This is a genomic window from Kosakonia oryziphila (assembly GCF_900094795.1).
GTDB classification, from domain to species: Bacteria; Pseudomonadota; Gammaproteobacteria; order Enterobacterales; family Enterobacteriaceae; genus Kosakonia; species Kosakonia oryziphila.
In genome coordinates this window covers 32,385-55,301 of record NZ_FMBC01000034.1, presented here as the reverse complement: position 1 = coordinate 55,301, position 22,917 = coordinate 32,385, and the positions used below count along the sequence as shown (strand labels likewise).

23 protein-coding genes, 2 pseudogenes and 1 other annotated feature are annotated in these 22,917 nt (G+C 53.0%); of the genes and pseudogenes, 11 read left to right on the top strand and 14 right to left on the bottom strand.

The features are described from left to right. From GA0061070_RS16230 to GA0061070_RS16210, 5 genes are all read right to left on the bottom strand, one after another. Positions 1–234: transposase domain-containing protein (locus GA0061070_RS16230; protein WP_208598182.1), on the bottom strand; the 234-nt coding region annotated here is incomplete at its 3' end. Positions 235–486: 252 nt separating this feature from the next. Continuing rightward, on the bottom strand, positions 487–1,146 hold the full coding sequence (locus GA0061070_RS16225) for a methionine ABC transporter permease (RefSeq protein WP_167353586.1): 660 nt from the start codon (positions 1,144–1,146) through the stop codon (positions 487–489). Then, positions 1,143–1,934 (bottom strand): methionine ABC transporter ATP-binding protein, encoded by a 792-nt coding sequence (locus tag GA0061070_RS16220; RefSeq protein ID WP_090137079.1) that lies wholly within the window; start codon positions 1,932–1,934, stop codon positions 1,143–1,145. Before GA0061070_RS16220 ends, GA0061070_RS16225 begins: the two co-directional genes overlap by 4 nt. Then, positions 1,931–2,737 (bottom strand): MetQ/NlpA family ABC transporter substrate-binding protein, encoded by an 807-nt coding sequence (locus tag GA0061070_RS16215; protein WP_090137078.1) that lies wholly within the window; start codon positions 2,735–2,737, stop codon positions 1,931–1,933. The genes GA0061070_RS16220 and GA0061070_RS16215 overlap by 4 nt, the downstream gene beginning before the upstream one ends. 25 nt (positions 2,738–2,762) lie before the next feature. Beyond that, entirely contained in the window at positions 2,763–3,791 is a 1,029-nt protein-coding gene (locus tag GA0061070_RS16210; protein WP_090137077.1) for an isopenicillin N synthase family dioxygenase, read from the bottom strand. A 264-nt stretch (positions 3,792–4,055) separates the two neighbouring features. Between GA0061070_RS16210 and GA0061070_RS16205 the strand changes: the two genes are divergently transcribed. Further along, on the top strand, positions 4,056–4,316 hold the full coding sequence (locus GA0061070_RS16205; RefSeq protein WP_090137076.1) for a type B 50S ribosomal protein L31: 261 nt from the start codon (positions 4,056–4,058) through the stop codon (positions 4,314–4,316). A gap of 3 nt (positions 4,317–4,319) precedes the next feature. Next, positions 4,320–4,460, top strand: a complete 141-nt coding sequence (ykgO, locus tag GA0061070_RS16200) for a type B 50S ribosomal protein L36 (protein ID WP_090137075.1) — start codon at positions 4,320–4,322, stop codon at positions 4,458–4,460. Positions 4,461–4,495: 35 nt separating this feature from the next. Here the strand turns inward: ykgO and GA0061070_RS26015 are convergent. Further along, positions 4,496–4,648: pseudogene (locus GA0061070_RS26015) on the bottom strand (hypothetical protein); the annotation flags it as partial. A 96-nt stretch (positions 4,649–4,744) separates the two neighbouring features. Here GA0061070_RS26015 and GA0061070_RS26010 point away from each other — a divergent pair. Further along, entirely contained in the window at positions 4,745–4,894 is a 150-nt protein-coding gene (locus tag GA0061070_RS26010; RefSeq protein WP_425256060.1) for a hypothetical protein, read from the top strand. A 149-nt stretch (positions 4,895–5,043) separates the two neighbouring features. On the opposite strand, the gene GA0061070_RS16185 is transcribed toward GA0061070_RS26010, so the two are convergent. The 6 genes from GA0061070_RS16185 to acrA form a co-directional block, all read right to left on the bottom strand. Continuing rightward, entirely contained in the window at positions 5,044–5,523 is a 480-nt protein-coding gene (locus GA0061070_RS16185) for a YlaC family protein (protein ID WP_090137074.1), read from the bottom strand. A gap of 100 nt (positions 5,524–5,623) precedes the next feature. Beyond that, positions 5,624–6,184, bottom strand: a complete 561-nt coding sequence (maa, locus tag GA0061070_RS16180; protein WP_090137073.1) for a maltose O-acetyltransferase — start codon at positions 6,182–6,184, stop codon at positions 5,624–5,626. Positions 6,185–6,241: 57 nt separating this feature from the next. Beyond that, complete coding sequence (locus GA0061070_RS16175; protein WP_007373583.1) at positions 6,242–6,460, bottom strand: HHA domain-containing protein; 219 nt, start codon at positions 6,458–6,460, stop codon at positions 6,242–6,244. A gap of 23 nt (positions 6,461–6,483) precedes the next feature. Beyond that, positions 6,484–6,858 carry an Hha toxicity modulator TomB gene (gene tomB / locus GA0061070_RS16170; protein WP_090137072.1) on the bottom strand — a complete coding sequence of 125 codons (375 nt, stop codon included), beginning with the start codon at positions 6,856–6,858 and terminating at the stop codon, positions 6,484–6,486. Between the two features lie 509 nt (positions 6,859–7,367). After that, positions 7,368–10,517, bottom strand: coding sequence for a multidrug efflux RND transporter permease subunit AcrB (gene acrB, locus GA0061070_RS16165; protein ID WP_090137071.1), 3,150 nt, complete (start codon positions 10,515–10,517; stop codon positions 7,368–7,370). Positions 10,518–10,539: 22 nt separating this feature from the next. Next, positions 10,540–11,733, bottom strand: a complete 1,194-nt coding sequence (gene acrA, locus GA0061070_RS16160) for a multidrug efflux RND transporter periplasmic adaptor subunit AcrA (RefSeq protein WP_090137070.1) — start codon at positions 11,731–11,733, stop codon at positions 10,540–10,542. A 142-nt stretch (positions 11,734–11,875) separates the two neighbouring features. Here acrA and acrR point away from each other — a divergent pair, with 142 nt between their 5' ends. Continuing rightward, complete coding sequence (acrR, locus tag GA0061070_RS16155; protein WP_090137069.1) at positions 11,876–12,529, top strand: multidrug efflux transporter transcriptional repressor AcrR; 654 nt, start codon at positions 11,876–11,878, stop codon at positions 12,527–12,529. 128 nt (positions 12,530–12,657) lie between these two features. After that, positions 12,658–16,014: a mechanosensitive channel MscK gene (mscK, locus tag GA0061070_RS16150; RefSeq protein WP_090137068.1), complete on the top strand. Its 3,357-nt coding sequence runs from the start codon at positions 12,658–12,660 to the stop codon at positions 16,012–16,014. Between the two features lie 77 nt (positions 16,015–16,091). Here the strand turns inward: mscK and rsmS are convergent, their stop codons facing one another. Both rsmS and priC read right to left on the bottom strand, forming a co-directional pair. Next, positions 16,092–16,235: a pleiotropic regulatory protein RsmS gene (gene rsmS, locus GA0061070_RS16145; protein ID WP_090137067.1), complete on the bottom strand. Its 144-nt coding sequence runs from the start codon at positions 16,233–16,235 to the stop codon at positions 16,092–16,094. Between the two features lie 14 nt (positions 16,236–16,249). Further along, positions 16,250–16,777, bottom strand: coding sequence for a primosomal replication protein N'' (gene priC / locus GA0061070_RS16140; protein ID WP_090137066.1), 528 nt, complete (start codon positions 16,775–16,777; stop codon positions 16,250–16,252). A gap of 64 nt (positions 16,778–16,841) precedes the next feature. On the opposite strand from priC, the pseudogene GA0061070_RS25560 reads away from it, so the two are divergent. From GA0061070_RS25560 to htpG, 6 genes and pseudogenes are all read left to right on the top strand, one after another. Next, positions 16,842–16,928 (top strand): annotated as a pseudogene (locus GA0061070_RS25560) (hypothetical protein); the annotation flags it as partial. Between the two features lie 333 nt (positions 16,929–17,261). Continuing rightward, on the top strand, positions 17,262–17,813 hold the full coding sequence (gene apt / locus GA0061070_RS16135; RefSeq protein ID WP_090137065.1) for an adenine phosphoribosyltransferase: 552 nt from the start codon (positions 17,262–17,264) through the stop codon (positions 17,811–17,813). A 120-nt stretch (positions 17,814–17,933) separates the two neighbouring features. Next, positions 17,934–19,874 carry a DNA polymerase III subunit gamma/tau gene (gene dnaX, locus GA0061070_RS16130; RefSeq protein WP_090137064.1) on the top strand — a complete coding sequence of 647 codons (1,941 nt, stop codon included), beginning with the start codon at positions 17,934–17,936 and terminating at the stop codon, positions 19,872–19,874. Further along, positions 19,207–19,271, top strand: a sequence feature (DnaX frameshifting element). Its footprint overlaps the gene before it by 65 nt. An 81-nt stretch (positions 19,875–19,955) precedes the next feature. Beyond that, a complete protein-coding gene (locus GA0061070_RS16125; RefSeq protein WP_090137063.1) occupies positions 19,956–20,285 on the top strand; it encodes a YbaB/EbfC family nucleoid-associated protein in 330 nt (109 codons plus the stop codon). After that, entirely contained in the window at positions 20,285–20,890 is a 606-nt protein-coding gene (recR, locus tag GA0061070_RS16120) for a recombination mediator RecR (RefSeq protein ID WP_090137062.1), read from the top strand. The genes GA0061070_RS16125 and recR overlap by 1 nt, the downstream gene beginning before the upstream one ends. Before the next feature lie 109 nt (positions 20,891–20,999). Continuing rightward, positions 21,000–22,874: a molecular chaperone HtpG gene (gene htpG, locus GA0061070_RS16115; protein ID WP_090137061.1), complete on the top strand. Its 1,875-nt coding sequence runs from the start codon at positions 21,000–21,002 to the stop codon at positions 22,872–22,874. The last annotated feature ends 43 nt before the right edge of the window (positions 22,875–22,917 follow it).

Below are 22,917 nucleotides of genomic sequence, written 5' to 3'. Positions count from 1 at the left end.
GATGTCCAGGCGATTCACAATCTGGTGAAGAGGTTCTTTACGCTCAAGCGCCATGCCAACAATACACCAGACCATCATTTCGAGGGGAAGACGGCGCTTGCGTAGCGTTACTGTACCTGATTCGGCAAGGCAACGAGAGATGAGTTCGGGGTCGAGGTAATCCCCCAGAGAAGTCAGTGGGTTACGCAGAGAATCGTAACGGGATACCAAATCAAGGGCCTGTCCAATGTACATAAAAAAATCCGGAAACGAGTGAGCGTTTCCGGATTCTTACACAGCCACTGGATCGGTCAACTGATCCTTAACTGATCGGCATTACTCCGCCGGTAGCGCTTTGTTGTAAAGCCAGCTTTGCCCGTATTACACGCCACACTGTTATGAGTTTCGGTTTCGATACCTTTGGTAAACATCGCCAGTGTTAAGGCTTTTGCCATCTTGATAATGTGCGGCGTCACAGTTTTATGGGCAAAGAAACAGCGAAACAGATTATCGGCGGTGCGCCAGTCTGCGAACCAGGCGATCTCCCACCATCTGCACGCCCTGTACCATCACCACCAGGATAATCACGGTGCCGAACATGACCTGGTTGTTAAAGCGTTGGTAGCCGTAACGAATGGCTAAATCGCCCAGCCCGCCGCCGCCAATTACGCCCGCCATCGATGAGAAGCCAATCAGCATCACCACCGTTAAGGTGATCCCGGCCAGCAGCATGGGAAGCGCTTCTGGCAACAGCGCTTTCGCAATCACATGCCAGAGGTTACCGCCCATAGATAAAATGGCTTCAATGCGCCCGTAATCTACTTCGTCCAGCGCGGTTTCTGTCAGGCGCGCGAAGAAGGGAAATGCGCCAATGGTCACCGGCACGACGGCGGCGGTACTACCCAGCGTGGTTCCTATCAGTAAACGGGTAAATGGGATCAGTGCAATCAATAGCACAATAAATGGCAGCGAGCGGCCAATATTGATAATCGTACCGAGTAGCGCATTCAGCTTTGGCATCGGCGCTAAGCCATTGTTGCGGGAAATAAACAGCAGCACGCCCAACGGTAGACCAATCAGTACGGTAAAGAGTGCCGACAGACCGACCATATAAATGGTCTCCAGTGAGCCGTTTAACAGCAGTGGCCAGAGATCCTCCCAGCTCATGCGACCCCACATAACGGCCTCCCGGTAAAACCATGACGAGCAAGAAATGCCTGCTCTGCCTGCGGATCGTGCAACAGCGCCTGGCGCAGCCGTGACCACGGAGCGACCAGCAAATCAGCGATTTTTCCGCTCTCGATGACTTCGCCATTTTCCAGCAGCGCCGCGTGATCACACAGCGTTTTGACCACTTCCAGTTCATGGGTGATCAACACAATAGTGAGTTGCAGTTTTTGGTTGATGTCCGCCAGTAACTCCAGCACTGATGCCGTAGTTTCTGGATCCAGCGCGCTGGTGGCTTCGTCGCACAGCAGCACATCAGGATGTGCCGCCAGCGCTCTGGCAATGCCGACACGCTGCTTTTGTCCACCTGAAAGCTGTGACGGAAAGGCGTGCGCTTTTTCGCTTAATCCCACCAGCCACAGCAGTTCTTCCACACGCGCCTGACGCTGATCTTTCGCAACTCCGGCGATTTCCAGCGGCACGGCGACATTATCGGCGACGGTACGCGCATGCAGTAAATTGAAGTGCTGAAAAATCATTCCGGTGCGCAGACGGTGCTCGCGAAGCCCGGCCTTATCCAGTTGGGTGATGTCATTACCGTTAATGATAATGCGGCCCGCAGTGGGCCGCTCCAGCAGATTAAGACAGCGGATCAGCGTACTTTTCCCTGCGCCGCTGCGCCCGAGGATGCCGTAAATCGCACCTTTCGGTACGTTCAGCGACACCTCTTTTAACGCCGGTCGGCCCGCTCCGGCGTAGGTTTTACTCAGCCCTTCAATCTCAATCATGACTGCGGCGCAACCGGGATCACCGAACCGTTATATTGTTTGCGGATAAACTCCGCGACCTGCGGTGATGTCAGATCTTTGGCCAGTTCTTTGATGCGCGGATCGTTGGCCAATTGCGGATTGGTGACCAGAATATTGGCATAGGGGTTGTGCTTTGCACTCTCCAGACCGAGCGCATCTTTCGCCGGGCTCAACCCTGCTTCTAGCGCGTAGTTGCCGTTGATCACTGCCAGATCGACATCATCCAGCGAGCGCGGGATTTGCGGCGATTCTATCTCAAGGATCTGCAAATGTTTCGGGTTTTGCACGATGTCTTTCGGTGTCGCCAGCGTGGTGGCCGGATCGGTGAACTTGCTGTCGAGCTTGATCAATCCCTGAGCTTGCAGCAAGAACAGGGCCCGGCTCAGGTTAGTGGCGTTGTTCGGTACGGCCACTTTGGCGTTATTCGGCAGCGATTTGAAATCCTTGTATTTATGTGAATAGATGCCGAGCGGTTCAATGTGTACCGTCGCGGCGACGGCAAAAGTTTTACCCAGCGCCTTTTCCTGATCCTTCAAGTAAGGCACATGCTGGAAGTAGTTGGCATCGACATCGCCGTTCGCCAGCAGCTCGTTAGCATTGGCACCGTTGGTTAATTCAACTACTTTCAGATCCAGTTTTGGATCGATCTTTTTGATGTAATTGAGGATCTCCGCGTGCGGCACCGGGTCGGCAGCGACTCGCAGTGCTTCTGCCTGCGCGGAAGTCCATACCAGAGAAAGAGACAGTGCTACCCCTGCCAGAGTAAAAGCGGCATGTTTCATGATGTGTGTTCCTGTGTTGTTATGGTCAGACGATCAATTGTTCAGTGCGTTCGCGCAGCACATCGCGGTAATAACGTTCCGCCACATCCGGATGGGAGCGCAGGCGGCCTTTCAGATAGTTCCAGCCGACGTCACGCAGCAGTGGGTTGTGCGGATCGCTCTCCGGCCCGCGCGCCCCTTGTGCCAGCTTCGGCGGCAGGGTGTACAACGGCACTACCGCATCAAGCTGGGCGCCGAGGAAGAAAGCAATCGACAAACGCTGCTGTTCCGCAGGGGGCGAAACCACGCGGTGAACGGTAGCGCGCAGATAGCCGTTGGTGGCCAGTTCCAGCAGTTCGCCAATATTGACAACAAAACTGCCTGCCAGCGGTGCGGCATCGATCCAGTGGCCTGGTTCGACTTCTACCTGTAGCCCTTTTTGCTCATCCTGGAGTAGAAAACTGAGAAAGCCGGAATCTTTATGCGCGCCTACACCTTGTGCGCTTTGGGTCGAGTGCTGGCCTGGGTAGCGGATCAGCTTGATATGCTCGTTCGGTTTATCGCCATAAAGCGCGTCAAAGGCGTCCGCAGGTAGTTGCAGTGCTTCGGCAAACGCCCTCAGCAGTGTGATGGCCATATCGGTCATCGCTTTTTGCCAGGCGAGTAGGGCGGGCTTCAGCGTTGGCAAGGCTTGCGGCCAAAGATTCGGGCCTTGTAAACGTCGCCAGCCGGGATCGTTGTCGCTGAGCAGCAGCGCCGGGCGTTCCGCACCAATATCGAACTGCTCACGCCAGTCCGGCTGTCCGCGGGTTATCTCTGAAGCGACGCGGTTATAGCCGCGAAAATGGGGAGAGTGGATCATCGCCACTTGCTGTTTTTGTTCATCAGTGAGGGCGAAAAAACGTCGTGATTCTTGCTGAACGGCGCGTTGCAGTGCATCGTCGACGCCGTGGTTAATCAGGTAGAAAAAACCGATATCGCGCGCAGCGTGGCGCAGATCGGCAAGAAAGTGTTCGCGGTCAGCGCCGTGCGTGTAGCGGGCAAGATCGAGGATCGGTAACGTCGTTGCGTCCATTGTGTTCTCCGAAGGCAGTCAATAATCGTGTTCTGGTCAGGTTCAGGGTTCGGGGGCAACAACAGCGCATTTTCTTTTTCCTCTTCGTCAGGTGTGATGACAGCTTGCCTTAGGGGCATCAATTCGACCAATAACGTTCTTTTCTAATTTATGTCCGCACAGGATCATGTGCTTTTGCGAAAAACGCATAACGCGGATCGCTTGAAATGGAGAAATAACTTCGCTAGACTTTTGTTATGTTATAACAAAACAAATGAGTGAATTATGAAAGCTGATATCCATCCTCACTATCGTACCGTGGTCTTCCACGACACCAGTGCCAACGAATACTTTAAAGTGGGTTCAACCATTAAAACGGAACGCGAAATCGAACTGGAAGGCGTGACCTATCCGTACATCACCATCGACGTTTCGTCGGCGTCGCATCCTTATTACACCGGCAAACAAAAAGTGATTGCTAACGAAGGCAGCGCAGCACGTTTCCAGCAACGTTATGGTCGCTTTTTTAGCGATAAAAAGGAGTAAGTGATGCAGGTGCTGAATTCATTGCGCAATGCGAAACAACGCCACCCTGACTGCCAGGTTGTTCGGCGCAAGGGGCGTTTATATGTGATCTGTAAATCCAATCCGCGTTTCAAAGCGGTGCAGGGCAAAAAGAAAAAGCGTTAAGCGCGAAGTGATGCCAGGGAGCAGCGCTGCTTGCCATCGGCCGTGAAGTTATCGGCGGCAAGCCAGCGTTGCAGTGCGCGAAACGCCGCTTCATCTTTTTCCGGCTCCCGCAGTAACCACGTCCAGCTCCGGTTATCACCTGCTTGTTGATGCGCCTGAAACAGCGCGCTGGTGTGCTCAGTGTCCAGCGGTTCAAGACGATAATAACAGCCTTCGAGAGGGAAAGGGCGCGGCTGCCAGGAGGGGTTTTACGTCATTCGCCAGCGTTGGCGTTGACGCCGGGCATGCCGGCGGCAAATTACTTCCCGTTGGCTGTCTGGCGACGGCTGGCTGAACGAGTGTGGCGCGATGAAAGCAGCCTGTTATTGAATTATGGTGAATCCACCGGTGAATGGCGGTTACGCGTGGCATTGATTGCAACGCTGAACAGATAGTGATCACCGAAGGCGCGCAGGAAGCGCTGATGTTTTGTGTGTACTTGCGTTAAGTCGTTTCTGGCTGCATAAGAGTGCTGCTTCCAGCGGGTTGGTTCTGGGTTATGGCAACACGTCTGCCAGCCAGTTTATGGCGGCGGTACGTACGCTTAACCGGCTGATTGAGCAGTCTCGGGGCGGGTGAGGGTGAAGACGTCGTAAAATGAGAGATCGCCCTTACGCGCTACCATTTTTTCCAACCGGGACTTGCTCTCTTCCTCAACCTGCGGGGATTGCAGGATCGCGTTAATCAAACCTGATGGAACAAATCGTGTGTTGTACCACTCGCCGTTATAGCAGACCCGGAAATCGAGCACATCGATATCTTCGTAATGGTAGCGTGGATAAACGTCAAAAAAGAAGAAACCGTTCAGAACCACGAAGAGTACGATCAATAGCCAGACGGAGCCGGAGAGGGTTTCAGACTGAAGCATCACCGCCAGCGTGGCAAGCCAGGCCAGATACATGCCGACAAACAGGCCTGGGTGGTTGCGAATAAAACTGATGCTGAAGCGCGGGCGGTTATCCCGTTTCTCGCGCTGGTTGATCTCTTCGATCGTTTCGCTGAGCAGCCGCTGTATCTCTGTCATCTTACGCCTTTACTGATACTGTTTTGCAGGTAGACAGGCTATTTTAAGTTGCCATTTTGTATGAAAAAAGTAACAGTTTTGCCGCAAAAAACGATAACAGTTAGACGGCTGGCAGGGATTTGATGATACACGCCGGGTTGCCGCCGACCACGACATTCGCCGGCACATCTTTGACGACGACCGAACCGGAGGCGATGACGGCGTTATCGCCAATCGTTACTCCCGGGTTGATAATGGCGCGGCCACCTATCCAGACATTGTGACCAATGGTGACAGGTTTGCCATATTCCACACCGCTGATGCGTTCGGCGGCCTCCAGCGGATGCGTTGCGGTGTAGATATGGACGCCGGGCGCCAGCATGCAGTTATCGCCGATATGAATTGGGCAAACATCAAGCATGACACAGTCGAAATTCGCATAGAAATTGCGGCCGAGAAAAATATTGTAGCCATAATCGCAGCGAAAATTTGGTTCGATATAAGCCCCTTCACTCTGGCCGAGAAGGCTGGCGAGAATATCTTTACGCTCGGCTTTTTCTTCCGGCGCCGAATGATTGTAACGATGCAGTAACTGCCTGGCTCGTAGACGATCGGCGCGCAAGGCTTCATCTGCCGAAAGATAGGGCAATCCGGCAATCATTTTTTGCTTTTCATCATTCATCTGATTCGAAGACACTCGTCACGGAATCTGAAGGCTCTGTTTGCGTAGAAAAATAGTTTATCGTACAAATTTCCATACGGAGGAGGGGATTTTGTCATACAGCTTATTCATGGTCAGTTCTGCCAGACGATGGTCGGCTGCTGAATAAAACACCGCAAGTTCCTCATCCGGGAGTTCGTATTTATTTTTTTCAATTACGCGTTCAAGGGTATCAATTGTCTGACAGCGTCTGAGACGCATCAAATAATCAACTTTTGTTAATGGTTTTTCGGACATTGCTTCACCTTAGTGTTGAAAAATTAACAAGAGTGGCTAACCGGATTAGCCTTACTTACATTGACGAAGCAGCGGAACAGCTTGTTGCCTGTTTTTTGCCATTTCTGTAAGTCATGTGTATTTATGCCATAGCTACTGAACAACATAAACGTATCGTCAAGATATTCGTCTAACTGTTCAATCAGTTTATTATCTTCATTATACTTAATTTTATAATTAAGTGCGAAGGTCGCTATGTGTTCAATCAGCTCATTTAACTGCAAATTGGCTGCGGATGTAGGATCATTAACCCACCCATGATGGCTCTCTTCGAGATTCACAAGGCAGTCATGGTACATCGTTTCGCAGAGAAATTTGAGTTGTGCGATATCATGCCTTTTTGGCGAGTATTCGTCCATAACGCATCCCCTTCTGAGTGGTAATTTTTTACTAACCGACTGCTGTTTCAGGATGGGAACTTCTGCTCTGACCAGAGACTGACGTTGCTTTATGTTTGTCAATATAACTATAAGCTAGTCTGAATAGGATTTCATTGGGCTATCACGAAAAATTACAAATAATGTTTTTTTTGAGAAAAATGGACAAAATAGGAACATAACATCGGGATGGAACGTGTTACACCTGTGTGCGTTATTGCTTGTTCATCCTTGAGATTCATTAAGTTAGCATGGAATAGATTATTCCAGCCTGAAAGGTATTCTTATACCAGGAATCGTCTGGGTTAAACTGATTGTACCAGATAATTAAACTTTATAAACGGCAGATGATCGCCGATTTCAAAATACGTAGTTATTATAAGCCTTATATCGCCAGTATAAAATAAGCAAACAGGCAATAAATGCTTTTAATTTCGGATGTGTTGATATGAAAAAGGCCGCTAAGTGCGGCCTTTCCTGTAGAGAAACGATCAATGTTCCTCAATCTTATGGCTGTGCTCGATATCCTCACTGCGGCTGCTAAAGCGGCGACGTACCACCACGAAGAACACCGGAACGAAGAAGATAGCCAGGATGGTTGCGGTGATCATCCCACCCATTACGCCAGTACCTACTGCGTTCTGCGCGCCGGAGCCTGCGCCGGAGCTGATAACCAACGGTAGCACCCCAAGGATAAATGCCAGCGAGGTCATCAGAATAGGACGCAGACGCATACGAACCGCTTCCAGCGTCGCCTCTACCAGACCTTTACCTTCTTTATCCATCAGATCCTTGGCGAATTCGACGATAAGTATCGCGTTCTTCGCCGACAAGCCAATGGTTGTCAGCAGGCCAACCTGGAAGTAAACGTCATTGGTCAGGCCGCGGAAGGTAGCAGCCAGCAATGCGCCCACAACACCCAGCGGTACAACCAGCATGACCGAGAATGGAATCGACCAGCTTTCATACAGCGCTGCGAGACAGAGGAATACCACGATCAGCGAGATAGCATACAACGCCGGAGCCTGGTTGCCGGAGAGACGTTCCTGATAGGACATCCCCGTCCAGTCATAACCGATACCGGTCGGCAGCTTACTGGCCAGTTGTTCCATCATTATCATCGCTTCACCGGTACTTTTACCCGGTGCCGCCTGGCCGAGGATTTCCATCGATGGCAGACCGTTATAACGCTCCAGACGCGGTGAACCGTATTCCCATCGTGTGCTGGAGAAGGAGGAGAACGGCACCATCTGTCCATCGCTCGCCCGCACGTACCAGTCACCAATATCGCTTGGCAACATACGGTATTTGGCCAGTGACATAACGTACACTTTCTTCACGCGACCACGGTCGATAAAGTCGTTAACGTAACTGCCGCCCCAGGCTGCACCTAGCGTGGTGTTGATGTCGCTAATCGACACGCCCAGCGCCTGTGCTTTTTCCTGATCAATATCGATCTTGAACTGCGGCGTATCTTCCAGGCCGTTAGGACGCACGCCCACCAGCAGATCCGGATGCTGAGCGATTTCGCCAAACAGTTGGTTACGCGCCTGGGTCAATTTCTCATGTCCCAGGTTCGCTTGGTCAATTAACTGAAAGTCGAAGCCGGTTGCCGTACCGAGTTCAACAATCGCTGGCAGGTTGAAAGCGAAGACCATCGCATCTTTGATCGATGCAAAGTGCGCGCTCGCACGGCGTGCGATTGCTGGTACTTTATTCGCTTCACCAGGACGTTCGTCCCAGTTTTTCAGCGATACGAACGCCAGACCGGTGTTCTGACCGCGACCAGAGAAGCCAAAGCCGTTAACGGTAAAGACGGAGTTAACGTTGTCTTTCTCATTTTCCAGATAATAGTTTGTCACTTCATCCAGCACCTTCTGTGTACGCTCTTGCGTCGCACCTGCAGGCAACTGGGCCATAGTGAGAAATACGCCCTGGTCTTCATCCGGCAGGAACGAACTTGGCAGACGCACAAACAGCACCGCCATACCTGCAACGATGATGATATAGAGCAGCAAGTAACGACCGGTACTGCGCAGAATGTTACCTACGCTGTCGGTGTAGTGATGCGTGCTCTTCTCAAACATGCGGTTGAACCAGCCGAAGAAGCCTTTTTTGCCTTCACCGTGGTCGCCTTTGGCAACGGGCTTCAGCATCGTGGCGCACAGCGCCGGTGTCAGGATCAATGCGACCAGCACAGACAGTATCATCGCGGAAACGATAGTAATGGAGAACTGGCGATAGATTGCCCCGGTTGAACCGCCGAAGAAGGCCATCGGTATAAATACTGCCGACAGAACCAACGCGATACCAACCAGCGCTCCCTGAATCTGCTCCATGGAACGGCGCGTCGCCTCTTTTGGCGGCAGGCCTTCTTCCATCATCACACGTTCGACGTTTTCCACCACCACGATAGCGTCGTCCACCAACAGACCTATCGCCAACACCATACCGAACATGGTGAGGGTGTTGATGGAGTAGCCAAAGGTGGCGAGTATTGCGAACGTCCCGAGCAGTACCACCGGCACTGCGATCGTTGGGATCAGCGTTGCACGGAAGTTTTGCAGGAACAGGTACATTACCAGGAATACCAGTACGATCGCTTCAACCAGCGTTTTCACCACTTCGTTAATCGAGATCTTAACGAATGGCGTGGTGTCATACGGATAAACCACTTTCAGGCCGTGCGGGAAGAACGGTTCCAGTTTGGCAATGGTCGCACGTACCGCTTTGGCGGTATCGAGCGCATTCGCGCCAGTTGCCAGTTTGATACCGAGACCCGCAGCCGGTTGACCATTATAGCGCGCGATTACGTCATAGCTTTCGCCGCCCAGTTCAATCTTCGCTACGTCGCGCAGACGAACCTGTGAACCGTCAGCGTTAACTTTCAGCAGGATCTTACCGAACTCTTCCGTTGAGGTCAGACGGGTTTGCGCGATGATTGAGGCGTTTAACTGTTGCCCTTTCACCGGCGGAGTACCACCTAACTGGCCTGCCGCGACCTGGGCGTTCTGCGCTTTGATAGCCGCAATCACGTCAACTGGCGTAAGCTGGAAGTTATTGAGTTTGCTCGGATCCATCCAGATACGCATCGCATACTGCGCACCGAACAGCTGAACGTCACCGACGCCGGAAGTTCGGCTGACTGGATCTTTGATGGTTGCGCCAACGTAGTCCGCAATATCTTCCTGCGTCATAGTGCCGTTGGTACTGATCAGCCCGAGAACCATCAGGAAGCTGCTGGATGATTTCTGAACGCTAACGCCTTGCTGCTGCACTTCCTGCGGTAACAGCGGCATGGCAAGTTGCAGTTTGTTCTGCACCTGAACCTGCGCGATATCCGCATCCGTTCCGGAATCAAAGGTAATTGTAATTTGTACCGTACCAGAGGAATCACTGGCAGAGGACATATAAAGCAGGTTATCGATACCGTTCATGTTCTGTTCGATAACTTGCGTCACGGTATCCTGTACCGTTTTCGCATCAGCACCCGGGTAGGAAGCCGTGATCTGAATTGCCGGCGGCGCAATCGTTGGATATTGCGCTACCGGCAATTTGAGGATCGAGAGAACCCCTGCCAACATGATGATAATCGCGATAACCCACGCAAAGATGGGGCGATCGATAAAAAACTTAGCCATGTCTTAACGGCTCCTGTTTTAGTTAAGACTTCGGTTTTTCTGACTGGCCGCCTGTCTGGGCCTGCTCTTTGTTGTCAGAAGTCACTTCCTGAGCTTTAACCTGCACGCCCGGTTTTACTTTTTGTAAGCCGGCAATAATCACGCGATCGCCGCTTTTCAGACCTTCAGTCACCAGCCATTTGTCGCCAATGGCCTGGTTTGCGACGATATTACGGACTTCAACTTTATCGCCTTCCCCCACCACCATCGCCGTTGCGCCACCACGCGGCGTACGGGTAACACCCTGCTGTGGAACCAGCATGGCATTCGTATTGATACCTTCTTCCAGTTTGGCGCGTACGAACATGCCTGGCAGCAATGCGTGATTCGGATTCGGGAACACCGCGCGCAGAGTGATGGAACCGGTGGTCTGGTCTACCGTCACACCAGAGAACTCAAGCGTACCTTCCTGGGCGTATTGAACGCCGTCGTTGGTAACAAGCTGAACTTTCGCTTTGCCGTTCTCCTGCTTCAGCGTACCGTTCGCCATTTCCTGCTGCAGACGCAGAAAATCATTGCTGGACTGGGTAACGTCAACGTAGATCGGATCAAGCTGCTGTACGGTAGTCAGCGCAGTGGCTTGTCCGTTCTGTACCAGCGCGCCTTCCGTGAAGGTGGACGTTCCGATACGGCCACTGATGGGGGAAATAACTTTAGTATATGCCAGGTTGATGCGCGCGCTTTCTACTGCTGCTTTCGCCGCAACAACGGAAGCGTTAGCCTGCTGAGCGTCCGACTGCGCGGTATCGTAATCCTGTTGGCTAATGTACTTAGTGCCCAACAGTTTCTGATAACGGTTGACGGTCATCTGAGCGATGTTAGCAGCTGCTTGCGCTTTCGCCAGATCGCCTTTTGCGCTGTCATAAGCGGCCTGATAAGTCGCGGGATCAATCTGATAGAGTGAGACACCAGCTTCAACGTCACTACCTTCCGTGAAGTTGCGTTTCAAAATAATGCCGTTGACCTGAGGACGCACTTCCGCAATGCGAAAAGCGGTTGTTCGACCTGGTAGCTCAGTGGTGACTTGCAGAGGTTCAGTCTTGACCGTGACAACGCCTACTTCCGGCATCTGACCCGCACCATGCTGAGCCGGTTTATCATCACATCCTGTAAGCGCTAAGCTGCCCGAAAGCATCAGAACGACCGCCAGAGGCGTAAACCCTCTGTTTTTGTTCATAAGTAAACCTCGAGTGTCCGATTTCAAATTGATCAATGGATCAATGGCCCAAAAACCCATTGCTGCGTTTATGTTATGGTCGTGCTATGGTACAAACATTCACAAATGTATGTAAGTCTGACTCCTGTAAATTCACAATCATATGGCACGAAAAACCAAACAACAGGCGCAGGAGACGCGACAGCACATTCTCGATGTCGCCATACGCTTGTTTTCCCGGCAAGGCGTTTCTTCTACTTCACTGGCTGACATTGCGCAGGCGGCAGGTGTGACTCGCGGCGCGATTTACTGGCACTTCAAAAATAAGTCGGATTTATTTAGTGAAATTTGGAAGCTGTCAGAGTTCAGTATTGACGATCTTGAGCTTGAGTATCGGGCAAAATTCCCTGGCGATCCACTCTCTATACTAAGAGAAATATTGGTTTATATCCTTGAAGCGACAGTTATTGAAGAGCGGCGGCGATTAATGATGGAGATCATTTTTCACAAATGTGAGTTTGTCGGGGAAATGACCATTGTACAAGAAGCACAGCGCAACCTGTGTCTTGAAAGCTATGATCGAATCGAGCATACGCTTTCCCAGTGTATTCAGGCAAAATTGCTGCCCGCCAATTTACTCACTCGCCGCGTGGCGGTATTAATGCGCGCCTATATTTCCGGCATTATAGAAAACTGGCTATTTGCGCCGCAATCTTTCGATTTGAAAAGTGAAGCGCGTGCTTACGTGGCGATCCTGCTGGAGATGTGCCAGCTCTGCCCGACGCTGCGGGCAGACCAGGGCGGCGTCAGCGCCTGACTACCAGATCCGCCAGGATTTATTCTGAAGGCGATTCACTTTTCTAGGTTGTTGCATAACGGCGTGATATTCTTGCGTTCGCGGCCATTCCGGTCGCCTTTCCCGTACAGAAAACGATCGCTCAAATTATGTTGCACAACTACCACATGCGAAACACGCTCGCCGCTTTTGCCGCCGCACTGTTCCTGCTCTTCGCAAGCCTGGTGAGTAACGTCGCCCTTGCGCAGACCGCGAACGATTTACCTTCCCGCAGCGACGTACAAAGCCAGCTTGATACGCTAAACAAACAAAAGAATCATACCGCGCAGGACAAACTGGTTATTCAGGATTTGACCGAGACGCTGGACACATTCGACAAAATCGACCGCGTGAAGCAAGAAACCGCGCTGCTGAAGCAAAAAATTGCCCAGGCGCCGGATCAACTGCTCCAGGCGACCGATGCCCTCAATGCGCTAAGTGATAAAGATAACGACGACGAAACGCGTAAAACGCTGGCCTCGCTCTCCCTGCGCCAACTGGAGTCCCGCATCTCGCAATCTCTGGAAGATTTACAAACTGCCCAGAACGATTTATCGAGCTACAACAGTCAACTGATTTCGCTGCAAACTCAGCCTGAGCGCGTGCAACATTCCATGTACTCTGCTTCTCAGCAGTTGCAGCAGATCCGCAACCGTCTGAACAGCACTGTGGTAGGTGAAGGCGCTCTACGTCCTACGCAACAAACTCTGTTGCAGGCACAACAGGTGTTGTTGAATGCACAGATCGAGCAACTGCGTAAAAGCCTTGAAGGCAACACCACATTACAGGATACGCTGCAAAAACAACGCGATTACGTGACGGCGAATAGCAACCGCCTTGAGCATCAGTTGCAGCTGTTGCAGGAAGCAGTGAACAGCAAGCGTTTGACGCTGACGGAAAAAACGGCTAAGGAAGCGGTAACGCCGGATGAAACGTTGCGGATTCAGGCCAACCCGCTGGTGAAACAGGAGCTGGATATTAATCATCAGCTAAGCCAGAAACTGATTGCAGCCACGGAAAATGGCAACTCGCTGGTGCAGCAGAATATTAAGGTGAAAAACTGGCTCGATCGTGCTCTACAATCCGAACGCAACGTTAAAGAGCAGATCTCGGTGCTGAAAGGCAGTCTGTTGCTGTCGCGTATTTTGTATCAGCAACAGCAGACATTGCCCTCGGCGGATGAGCTGGCAGACATGACCAACCGCATTGCGGATCTGCGTCTTGAACAGTTTGAAATCAACCAGCAGCGTGATGCGCTGTTCCAGAGCGATACCTTTGTCGCCAAACTGGAGGAAGGTCATTCCAGTGAAGTCAACGATGAAGTGCATGACGCGCTATTACAGATTGTGGATATGCGTCGTGAGCTGCTCGATCAACTGAATAAACAGTTGGGTACTCAGTTGATGATGGCCATCAACCTGCAAGTTAACCAGCAGCAGTTGATGAGCGTGTCGAATAACCTGCAAGAAATTCTGACACAGCAGATCTTCTGGGTGAACAGCAATAAGCCAATGGACTGGGAGTGGATCAAATCCTTCCCGCAGGCGCTGCATGACCAAATCAAAGCCATGAAGATCACTGTCAACTGGGAGAAAGCTTGGCCTGCGGTAGCTATCGCGTTCCTGGCAGGGCTACCGTTGCTGCTGATTGCCGGGCTTATCCGCTGGCGTTTGCGCTGGCTGAAAGATTATCAGGCTAAGCTGGCGGCGCAGGTTGGACAACTGCGTAACGACAGCCAGTTGCACACGCCGAAAGCGATTCTGATTGATCTTATCCGTGCGTTGCCGGTGTGCCTGATTATTCTGGCCATTGGCCTTATCCTGCTGACTATGCAGCTTAACGTTAGTGAATTGCTGTGGGCATTCAGTAAAAAACTGACATTATTCTGGCTGATATTTGGCCTGTGCTGGAAAGTTCTGGAGAAAAACGGTGTCGCCGTCAGCCACTTTAATATGCCCGCCCAGCTTACCAGCCACTGGCGGCGGCAAATTGTGCGCGTCAGTCTGGCGCTGTTGCCGTTGCACTTCTGGTCGGTTGTTGCTGAACTCTCTCCGCTGCATCTGATGGATGACGTGCTGGGGCAGTTTGTCATCCTGCTGAATCTGCTGGTGATTACCTGTCTGGTCTGGCCGATGTTCCGTGAAACCTGGCACGACAAAGAGTCTCACACCCTTCGCCTGGCGACGATTACCGTGCTGGCAATAGTGCCGATAGCGCTTATGGTATTGACCGCAACGGGATATTTCTATACCACGCTGCGTCTCTCCGGGCGCTGGATCGAAACCGTCTATCTGGTGATTATCTGGAACCTGCTTTACCAGACGGTTCTGCGTGGCCTCAGTGTGGCCGCCCGACGTATTGCCTATCGCCGTGCGTTGGCGCGTCGGCAGAATATGGTAAAAGAGGGGGCTGAAGGCGTTGAACCGCAGGAAGAGCCGACTATCGCGCTGGAACAGGTTAACCAGCAAACCCTGCGTATTACGATGCTGGTGATGGTGGCGCTGTTTGGCGTGATGTTCTGGGCGATTTGGTCAGATCTGATCACCGTATTTGCTTACCTCGACAGCATAACGCTGTGGCACTACAACGGTACCGAAGCGGGCGCTGCGGTAATGAAGAGCGTAACGCTTGGCAGTTTGCTGTTTGCGGTGATTGTTTTTGTTGTGTCGTGGGCGCTAATCCGCAACTTGCCGGGTTTACTGGAGGTGCTGATCCTCTCCAGGCTCAATATGCGGCAGGGCTCTGCGTATGCCGTGACGACGATCCTGAACTACATCATCATCGCAGTCGGGGCGTTGACGGTGTTCGGCTCGCTTGGTGTCTCGTGGGATAAACTGCAATGGCTGGCTGCGGCGCTATCGGTTGGTTTAGGTTTCGGCTTACAAGAAATTTTCGGTAACTTTGTCTCCGGTCTGATTATCCTGTTCGAACGTCCGGTGCGTATCGGCGATACCGTGACTATCGGCACTTTCTCCGGAACGGTGAGTAAGATCCGCATCCGTGCGACCACTATTACCGACTTTGACCGCAAAGAGGTGATCATTCCGAACAAGGCGTTTGTTACCGAGCGTCTGATCAACTGGTCGCTCTCTGACACTATCACCCGCGTGGTGATCCGCCTCGGCGTGGCGTACGGTTCCGATCTGGATAAAGTGAAAAAAGTGCTGCTGAAAGCGGCGATGGAGCACCCGAAAGTGATGCACGATCCGGAGCCGTCGGTGTTCTTCACCACCTTCGGCGCCAGCACGCTGGATCATGAACTGCGTCTGTACGTGCGTGAATTGCGCGATCGAAGCTACACGGTTGATGAACTGAACCGCGCCATCGACAAGCTGTGCCGCGAGAACAATATTGATATCGCCTTTAACCAGCTCGAAGTCCATCTGCACAATGACAAAGGTGATGAGCTGACTGAAGTTAAGCGCGAACTGAAAGGCGACGATCCAACGCCTTCTCAGGCGGGGTAAGTCCTGTCAATCTTCTCCCCGCTGGGGCTCTCTTTTGATCAGATGATCCGATCAAGAGACAACTGGTGGGGAGGGGATCACGCCTCAAGTTTCTTCTCAAAATCCCGTTTGACTATCTCCAGCGCTTTCAGCACAACGTCTGGCGCAATCTCATGTTGTTCCAGTAACATGATCAGATCAACAGCCAGCTTGATCTCCTCCGGGGCATTTTCCAGCGACATTACCTCTCCTCGATTTAGCGGGTTAAGCGCGCCAGCACGCGCTCAATATTGTCCAGCGCCTGGCGGCAACGGGCGAGCCTGCCGGCCAGCACCTCCACTTCTTTATGCAGTTGCTGCTGCTCGACCAGCGTGCTGACGGCGTTTAAGCGCTGCTCGCGCGCCTGTTTCATTGCCAGCAACCGACGCTCATACTCCTGATGTTGCAAACGCCTGCGCTGCCAGCGCGCAATGCCTGGCGATGCATGATCCCACTCGCGCAGCGGCCAGACTGCGCTTTCACGCGTGAGAGCAGTGATTTGCGCGGTCAGGCGCTCCGCCAGCCAGGCAACCTGATCCAGATGGTTGCCCTCTACAGCGCGGTGCAACGCTGCCAGATTGGCCGCAGCCTCATCCAGACAGGATTTCATCAACGTGCTGCGGGTCTGGAAAAGCTGGCGGTCAAAACGAGCGCTGATCGTCGCATGCTGCGCCAGCGGCGCGGCCAACTGGCGTAATTTATCCATGTGCTGCTCCAGCGTGTCTAAAAGCGCGGCGTTTTTCACGTCTCTTCTCCCGGTAAATATCACACTCTTACATTACCCGTTCATAATGCTGATGAAGTGCGCTATGCAACGGACTATTTTACTCATCATTGGTTGGCTGGCGGTAGTGCCTGGTACGCCTGGCGTGGTTCTGTCGCTCACCCCAGTCACTGACTGGAGTAAACTCCTGGGGATTACTGAGAGACATCCTGTCTCTCACCGGAGGCCAACCTTCGGTTGGGCAAATTCGTTCCCGACGAATTTGTCGCTGCGCCGCCGCCTTCCTGCAACTCGAATTATTTAGGGTAGATATGGCGTATTCCGGTGATTGATGCAAAGCAACAAAAAACATAAACCGCAGTAATGGCAGTTGCAATTGTGGCGCACAGTCAGTAAATTCGAGCGTTTTCGAGCACGGGTGCGGCTGATTAAATGTTAATCAGTAGTTACATAAAGTGTAAACGCGTGTACCGTGAGTAATACCGTTTCTATCAGGCAAAAATCCATGACAGCGACTGCGCAGCAGCTTGAATTTCTTAAAAACAGCATCAAAAGCATTCAGGATTATCCGAAGCCGGGCATTCTGTTCCGTGATGTCACCAGTTTGCTGGAAGATCCGCAAGCGTATGCTCTTAGCATTGAATTGCTGGTTGAGCGTTATAAAAACGCTGGCATAACCAAAGTGGTGGGAACCGAAGCGCGTGGCTTCCTGTTTGGCGCACCGGTTGCGCTGGGTCTGGGCGTTGGCTTTGTTCCGGTGCGTAAGCCGGGTAAATTGCCGCGTGAAACCATTGCCGAGAGCTATGAGCTGGAGTACGGCACTGACCAGTTAGAGATCCATGTTGATGCGATCAAACCGGGAGACAAGGTGCTGATGATCGACGATCTGCTGGCAACCGGCGGCACCATCGAAGCCACGGTGAAACTGATTCGCCGTCTGGGCGGTGAGGTGAACGACGCGGCATTCATCATTAATCTGTTCGATCTTGGCGGTGAACAACGCCTTGAAAAACAGGGTATTAACTGCTACAGCTTGGTGCCGTTCCCGGGACATTAATGCCATTTCCGCTTTCTCATCCCTCAGGCCTGCGCCTGAGGGATGAAGTGTATTAACAGCATGTGCTGTGTTAGCATTATTCCTTCGTAAATCCACCTTCCAGCGTTTCAGAGCCTGCCAATGAGTTATCAGGTCTTAGCCCGAAAATGGCGACCGCAAACTTTTGCTAACGTCGTCGGCCAGGAGCATGTGCTGACCGCACTGGCGAACGGCTTATCATCAGGACGCATTCATCATGCGTATCTGTTTTCCGGCACCCGTGGCGTCGGCAAAACCTCTATCGCCCGTCTGCTGGCGAAGGGGCTGAACTGTGAAACCGGCATCACCGCAACGCCGTGCGGCGTGTGTGATAACTGCCGTGAAATTGAGCAGGGACGTTTCGTCGATTTAATTGAGATCGACGCTGCGTCGCGCACCAAAGTCGAAGATACCCGCGATCTGCTGGATAACGTGCAGTACGCCCCGGCGCGTGGGCGTTTCAAAGTCTATCTGATTGACGAAGTGCATATGCTCTCGCGTCACAGCTTTAACGCGCTGTTAAAAACGCTCGAAGAGCCGCCTGAACACGTCAAATTCCTGTTGGCGACCACCGATCCGCAAAAGCTGCCGGTGACCATTCTTTCCCGCTGTCTTCAGTTCCACCTGAAAGCACTGGATATCGAACAGATCCGCAGCCAGCTTGAGCACATTCTTACTGACGAGAAGATTGAACATGAACCCCGTGCGCTGCAATTGCTGGCGCGTGCGGCTGACGGTAGCCTGCGTGATGCGCTAAGCCTGACCGATCAGGCGATTGCCAGCGGCAACGGGCAGCTCTCCGCGGCGGCGGTCAGCTCCATGCTTGGCACACTGAATGACGACCAGGCGCTTTCATTAGTTGAAGCTGTGGTTGCCGCCGACGGCGAACGTGCCATGGGACTGGTGAACGAGGCTGCATCACGCAGCGTTGAATGGGAAGCCCTGCTGCTGGAGATGCAAACGCTGCTGCACCGTATCGCCATGGTACAGCTAACGCCTGCGGCGCTCGGCAGCGACATGGCCCCGATTGAGCAGCGTCTGCGTGAACTGGCCCGCACCGTGCCGCCCACCGATGTGCAGCTCTATTACCAGACGCTGTTGATTGGCCGTAAAGAGCTACCCTTTGCGCCGGACCGCCGCATGGGCGTTGAAATGACACTGCTGCGCGCGCTGGCGTTCCATCCACGAGCGCCGCTAGCAGCACCAGAAGTGCCTCAACAATCCTTCGCTCCTGTGGCGCCCACCGATGTGATGGCGCCGCAGCAGGTTCCGCCCGTGCCGCAGGCCCAACCAGCGGCCGCACCAGTGCAGAACGATGTACCGCTGCCTGAATCAACCAGCTCGGTGCTGGCGGCGCGCAGACAGTTGCAACGCGCTCAGGGAGCAGACAAAGCAAAAAAGAGTGAACCGGCAGCCGCAAACCGCGCGCGGCCGGTGAATAATGCCGCGCTGGAGCGTCTGGCTTCGGTTACCGAGCGTGCGCAATCGCGCCCGGCACCGTCGGCGCTTGAACAGGCTCCGGCGAAAAAAGAGGCCTACCGCTGGAAAGCAACTACTGTTGTCGCCGAGACAAAAGAGGTTGTTGCCACGCCCAAAGCGTTGAAAAAGGCGCTGGAACACGAGAAAACGCCAGAGCTGGCGAAAAAGCTGGCGGAAGAGGCAATTGAGCGTGATGCCTGGGCGAAAGAGGTCAGCCAGCTAACATTGCCGAAACTGGTTGAGCAGGTGGCGCTGAATGCCTGGAAAGAGCAGGAGGGCGATCGTTGGTGTCTGCATTTGCGCAGCTCGCAGCGCCACCTTAATTCGCAGGGCGCACAGAAGGCGCTGAGCGATGCGCTTAGTGAATTGCACGGTTCGACGGTTGAACTGACTATCATTGAAGATGATAATCCGGCGGTGCGTACGCCGCTGGAGTGGCGTCAGACAATCTATGAGGAAAAGCTCGCGCAGGCGCGTGAAGCAATTATTGCGGATAACAACATCCAGACGCTGCAACGGTTTTTCGATGCGGATCTGGATGAAGAGAGTATTCGTCCCCTTTGACGGCAAGCTGCGGCTTTCCGTTTTTAACCCTGAATGTGACTTACCGCTCTGGTCAGTCACCACAGCTAAAGAGAGAAGCCTATGTTTGGAAAAGGCGGTCTGGGCAACCTGATGAAACAGGCCCAGCAGATGCAAGAAAAAATGCAGAAAATGCAGGAAGAGATCGCACAGCTGGAAGTGACCGGCGAATCAGGTGCAGGCCTGGTGAAAGTGACCATCAATGGCGCGCATAACTGCCGTCGCGTGGAGATCGATCCGAGCCTGCTCGAAGACGACAAAGAGATGCTGGAAGATCTGATCGCCGCTGCGTTTAACGATGCTGCACGCCGTATCGATGAAACCCAGAAAGAGAAAATGGCTTCTGTTTCCTCCGGCATGTCTTTGCCGCCAGGCTTTAAGATGCCGTTCTGATGCAGACCAGTCCGCTGTTAACGCAGCTTATGGAAGCACTGCGCTGCCTGCCGGGCGTTGGCCCGAAGTCGGCGCAACGCATGGCGTTTACGCTGTTGCAGCGCGATCGCAGCGGCGGTATGCGGCTGGCGCAGGCGCTTACCCGGGCAATGTCGGAAATCGGCCACTGCGCCGATTGCCGTACCTTTACCGAGCAGGATGTGTGCAATATATGCAGCAACCCACGGCGCCAGGAAAACGGTCAAATCTGTGTGGTAGAAAGCCCGGCGGATATTTATGCCATCGAGCAAACCGGGCAGTTCTCGGGGCGCTACTTTGTGCTGATGGGGCATCTGTCGCCGCTGGACGGTATCGGGCCGGATGATATCGGTCTCGACCGGCTTGAGCAGCGGCTGGCCGCAGAAAAGATCCAGGAAGTGATCCTCGCCACCAACCCGACGGTGGAAGGTGAGGCAACGGCGAACTATATTGCGGAGCTTTGCGCGCAATATGGTGTGGAAGCCAGCCGCATCGCGCACGGTGTGCCGGTGGGTGGCGAGCTGGAGATGGTTGACGGCACCACGCTGTCACACTCGCTTGCCGGTCGCCACAAGATTCGTTTTTAATCAAACGGAGGCAGAAATTTTTGCCTCCGCTTGAAAATTCCCGCCTCTGTCCCCACTTCACCCTCAACGCATTTTTTACCTTGTAAATGGCATTGTTGAGGTTTTCCCAATGAAAGGACAAGAAACTCGCGGTTTTCAGTCTGAAGTTAAACAGCTTCTGCACCTGATGATCCATTCTCTCTATTCGAACAAAGAAATTTTCCTGCGTGAGCTGATCTCCAACGCCTCGGATGCGGCGGACAAACTGCGTTTCCGCGCGCTGTCCAACCCGGATCTCTACGAAGGCGATGGCGAATTGCATGTCCGCGTCTCTTTCGATAAAGAAAAGCGTACGTTGACCATCGCCGATAACGGTATTGGTATGACTCGCGATGAAGTTATCGATCATCTGGGTACCATCGCCAAGTCCGGCACCAAAGCCTTTCTCGAATCAATGGGCTCCGATCAGGCTAAAGACAGCCAGTTGATTGGTCAGTTCGGCGTAGGTTTCTACTCGGCGTTTATCGTTGCGGATAAAGTGACTGTACGTACCCGCGCGGCGGGCGAGAGCGCAGAAAATGGCGTGTTCTGGGAATCTGAAGGCGCGGGCGAATACACCGTCGCTGATATCACCAAAGCCGATCGCGGGACGGAAATCACGCTGCATCTGCGCGAAGGGGAAGATGATTTCCTCAATGACTGGCGCGTGCGTTCTATTATCAGTAAATATTCCGACCATATCGCTCTGCCGGTCGAGATCGAAAAACAGGAAGAGAAAGACGGCGAAACCGTGGTTTCCTGGGAGAAGATCAACAAAGCGCAGGCGCTATGGACGCGCAACAAGTCTGAAATCAAAGACGAAGAATATAACGAATTCTACAAACATATCGCCCACGACTTTACCGATCCGCTGACCTGGAGCCACAACCGTGTGGAAGGGAAGCAGGAGTACACCAGCCTGCTTTATATCCCGTCGCAGGCGCCGTGGGATATGTGGAACCGCGATCATAAACACGGCCTGAAACTTTATGTGCAGCGCGTGTTTATTATGGACGAAGCCGAACAGTTTATGCCGAACTATCTGCGCTTCGTTCGCGGCCTGGTGGATTCCAGCGATCTGCCGCTCAACGTTTCGCGCGAAATTTTGCAGGACAGCAGCGTTACGCGCAATCTGCGTACCGCGCTGACCAAACGTGTGCTGCAAATGCTGGATAAACTGGCGAAAGATGACGCGGAAAAATACCAGACATTCTGGCAGCAGTTCGGCCTGGTGCTGAAAGAAGGGGCTGGCGAAGACAGTGCTAACCTGGAAGCGATTGCCAAATTGCTGCGTTTTGCCTCCACGCACAATGACTCTTCTGCGCAGACCGTGTCGCTGGAAGAGTACGTATCGCGTATGAAAGAAGGCCAGGAGAAGATCTACTTCATTACCGCTGACAGCTACGCTGCGGCAAAGAGCAGCCCGCATCTGGAACTGCTGCGTAAGAAAGGGATCGAAGTGCTGCTGCTTTCCGATCGCATCGACGAATGGATGATGAGCTACCTGACCGAATTCGACGGCAAACCGTTCCAGTCAGTGGCGAAAGCTGATGCGTCGCTGGAAAAACTGGCCGACGAAGTGGACGACAGCGCGAAAGAGGCGGAAAAAGCGCTCGAGCCGTTTGTTGACCGCGTGAAAACCCTGCTTGGCGATCGCGTGAAAGAAGTACGCCTGACCCATCGTCTGACCGAAACGCCTGCGGTGGTAGTAACCGATGCCGACGAGATGAGCACGCAGATGGCGAAACTGTTCGCGGCTGCGGGTCAGAATGCGCCGGAAGTAAAATACATCTTTGAACTGAACCCGGATCACGCGCTGGTGAAACGTGCTGCGGGCACCCAGGATGATAACCAGTTCAGCGAGTGGGTCGAGCTGTTGCTGGAGCAGGCGCTGTTTGCCGAACGCGGCACGCTGGAAGATCCGAACCAGTTCATCCGTCGTATGAATCAGCTGCTGACTGCCTGAGTTTCTGTTTTTGGTCTGACCTTACCCCTCTCGTTTCACGCGA

Bases quoted from the DNA above. Each gene is read 5' to 3' on its own strand.
- GA0061070_RS16210 (WP_090137077.1), bottom strand. From the start codon at position 3,791: ATGGACGCAACGACGTTACCGATCCTCGATCTTGCCCGCTACACGCAC.
- ykgO (WP_090137075.1), top strand. From the start codon at position 4,320: ATGCAGGTGCTGAATTCATTGCGCAATGCGAAACAACGCCACCCTGAC.
- dnaX (WP_090137064.1), top strand. From the start codon at position 17,934: ATGAGTTATCAGGTCTTAGCCCGAAAATGGCGACCGCAAACTTTTGCT.
- maa (WP_090137073.1), bottom strand. From the start codon at position 6,184: ATGAATGATGAAAAGCAAAAAATGATTGCCGGATTGCCCTATCTTTCG.
- GA0061070_RS16215 (WP_090137078.1), bottom strand. From the start codon at position 2,737: ATGAAACATGCCGCTTTTACTCTGGCAGGGGTAGCACTGTCTCTTTCT.
- GA0061070_RS16185 (WP_090137074.1), bottom strand. From the start codon at position 5,523: ATGACAGAGATACAGCGGCTGCTCAGCGAAACGATCGAAGAGATCAAC.
- tomB (WP_090137072.1), bottom strand. From the start codon at position 6,858: ATGGACGAATACTCGCCAAAAAGGCATGATATCGCACAACTCAAATTT.
- htpG (WP_090137061.1), top strand. From the start codon at position 21,000: ATGAAAGGACAAGAAACTCGCGGTTTTCAGTCTGAAGTTAAACAGCTT.
- acrA (WP_090137070.1), bottom strand. From the start codon at position 11,733: ATGAACAAAAACAGAGGGTTTACGCCTCTGGCGGTCGTTCTGATGCTT.
- GA0061070_RS26010 (WP_425256060.1), top strand. From the start codon at position 4,745: ATGCCGGCGGCAAATTACTTCCCGTTGGCTGTCTGGCGACGGCTGGCT.
- GA0061070_RS16175 (WP_007373583.1), bottom strand. From the start codon at position 6,460: ATGTCCGAAAAACCATTAACAAAAGTTGATTATTTGATGCGTCTCAGA.
- GA0061070_RS16225 (WP_167353586.1), bottom strand. From the start codon at position 1,146: ATGAGCTGGGAGGATCTCTGGCCACTGCTGTTAAACGGCTCACTGGAG.
- GA0061070_RS16125 (WP_090137063.1), top strand. From the start codon at position 19,956: ATGTTTGGAAAAGGCGGTCTGGGCAACCTGATGAAACAGGCCCAGCAG.
- mscK (WP_090137068.1), top strand. From the start codon at position 12,658: ATGTTGCACAACTACCACATGCGAAACACGCTCGCCGCTTTTGCCGCC.
- GA0061070_RS16205 (WP_090137076.1), top strand. From the start codon at position 4,056: ATGAAAGCTGATATCCATCCTCACTATCGTACCGTGGTCTTCCACGAC.
- acrR (WP_090137069.1), top strand. From the start codon at position 11,876: ATGGCACGAAAAACCAAACAACAGGCGCAGGAGACGCGACAGCACATT.
- acrB (WP_090137071.1), bottom strand. From the start codon at position 10,517: ATGGCTAAGTTTTTTATCGATCGCCCCATCTTTGCGTGGGTTATCGCG.
- rsmS (WP_090137067.1), bottom strand. From the start codon at position 16,235: ATGTCGCTGGAAAATGCCCCGGAGGAGATCAAGCTGGCTGTTGATCTG.
- apt (WP_090137065.1), top strand. From the start codon at position 17,262: ATGACAGCGACTGCGCAGCAGCTTGAATTTCTTAAAAACAGCATCAAA.
- GA0061070_RS16220 (WP_090137079.1), bottom strand. From the start codon at position 1,934: ATGATTGAGATTGAAGGGCTGAGTAAAACCTACGCCGGAGCGGGCCGA.
- recR (WP_090137062.1), top strand. From the start codon at position 20,285: ATGCAGACCAGTCCGCTGTTAACGCAGCTTATGGAAGCACTGCGCTGC.